Source organism: Streptomyces sp. NPDC043176 (assembly GCF_056436715.1).
The window spans coordinates 1-1,952 of the sequence record NZ_JBWKCA010000062.1; the positions used below are offsets into that span (position 1 = coordinate 1).

The window sequence follows — 1,952 nt, forward strand, 5'->3', positions numbered from 1 at the left end:
CACGACACCGGCGAGCACTGGAGGAACACCTCGCCCTCACCGAACCGCCCGTAGGTCTGGCCGCTCACCGTCGACACCAGGTTCCGGTGCGAGGAGAGGATTCCCTTCGGCCGGCCGGTGGAGCCGGAGGTGAACATGAGGCACGCGGGGTCGTCGGGTCCGAGCGGGATGCCCAGGTCGTCGTCGGGGGCGTCGGCCGGCAGGCCGGTGGCATGGACGACGGTCCAGGGGCCCGTGACCCGTCCGGCCAGGGCCGGTGAGGTGACGAGGTGGCCGATGCCCGCGTCGGCGGCCGCCGAGCGGAGCCGCTCGTCGGGGAAGTCGGGGTCGAGGAGGGTGTAGGCCGCGCCGGTCTTGGTGACCGCGAGGACCGCGACCGCGAAGTCCGCGCCCCGGTCGAGCAGCACACCCGCCATGTCCCCACGCCCCAGGCCCTGTTCGGCCAGATGACGGGCCAGACGGTTCGCGGAGGCGTTCAGCTCGGCGTACGAGATCCTCACCTCGCCGTCCACCAGCGCCGTCCGCTCCGGAACCCGCGCCACCTGCTCCTCGAACCGCCCGACCAGCGAACCCTCCCCCACCTCTGGCAGCACTTCCCCCGCCCAGGGGCCGGTCAGCAGCTCCCGCTCCCCCGGCGCCAGCACCTCCAGGGCGGAGAGCCTGCGACCAGGGTCGGCGAGGACCTGCTCCAGTACGCGGCCGAGGACGGCGCCCATGCGCCGGACCGTGTCGGCGTCGAACAGGTCGGCGGCGTAGAGCACCGCGCCGTGCAGCCCGCGCCGGTCCTCGGAGCGGAGCAGGAACTCCAGGTCGAACTTGGCGGAGCCGTTGCCCGTGCCGGAGACGGAGGCGGTGACGCCGGGGAGGTCGAGTTCGGGCACGGCGCCGAGGTCGAGTCCGAGGCAGATCTGGAAGAGGGGGTGCCGGGACAGCGTCCGGGTCGGGTTGAGGGCTTCCAGGACCAGGTCGAACGGCGCCTCCTGGTGAGCGAAGGCGTCCAGGTCGGCCGTACGCACCCGGGCCAGGAGCTCGCGGAAACTGGGATCGCCCGCACTGTCCGTGCGCAGCACCAGCGTGTTCACGAAGAAGCCGACCAGCTCGTTCAAGGACTCGTCGCTCCGGCCCGCCACCGGCGAACCGATCGCCAGGTCCGCCCCCGCACCCATTCGCGACAGGGCCGCGACCAGTGCCGCGTGCACCACCATGAAGGGCGTGCAGCCCTCCTCGCGGGCGAGTGCGGTGATGCCCTCGAAGGCGCGTGGCCCGAGGTCGAGCGCGATCTCCCCGCCGCGGTGGGAGGCGGTGAGCGGACGCGGGTGGTCGAGCGTGAGCCCGTGGTCCTCGGGGAGGCCGGCCAGGTTGCCGCGCCAGAAGTCGAGTTCGCGGCCGAGGAGGCTGTCGGGCTCGTCGGCCGGGCCGAGCACCCGGCGCTGCCAGGCCGCGTAGTCGGCGTACCGCACGGTCAGCGGCTCAAGGACCTGGCCGTCGCCCGCCACGCGGGCCGCGTAGGCCCGCTCCAGATCGGCGAAGAGGACGCCGGTCGACAGACCGTCCGTCGCGATGTGGTGCAGGACCAGGGCGAGGACTGCGGTGTCGTCGTCGACCCGGAGGAGCGTGGCCCGGACGGGTATCTCCGACGCGAGGTCGAAGACCCGTCCGGCCGCCTCGGTGAGCGCGCCGTCCAGACCGTGGGCCTCGACGTTCCGCCGCTCGACCGCGAGGCGCGCCCGCCCGGGGGGCAGGACCCGCTGGAACGGCTCCCCCTCCACCGCCTCGAACACGGTCCGCAGCGGGGCGTGCCGCTCCACCACGTCGTTCAGCGCCGCCTCCAGGACGTCCACGTCAAGACCGGAGCCCTCGAAGCGCACCACCGTCGGCACGTTGTAGGCCGCACTGCCGCCGTCCAGCTGCGCCAGCAGCCACAACCGCCGCTGCGCGTACGACGCCGGAAC

Annotated in this window: 1 protein-coding gene; it reads right to left on the reverse strand. The window is 73.6% G+C overall.

Annotation, left to right across the window (positions count from 1 at the left end; translation table 11 throughout):
• Positions 1–1,952 (reverse strand): condensation domain-containing protein (locus AC067A_RS37375; protein WP_479248160.1); only part of this gene is annotated, 1,952 nt, incomplete at both ends.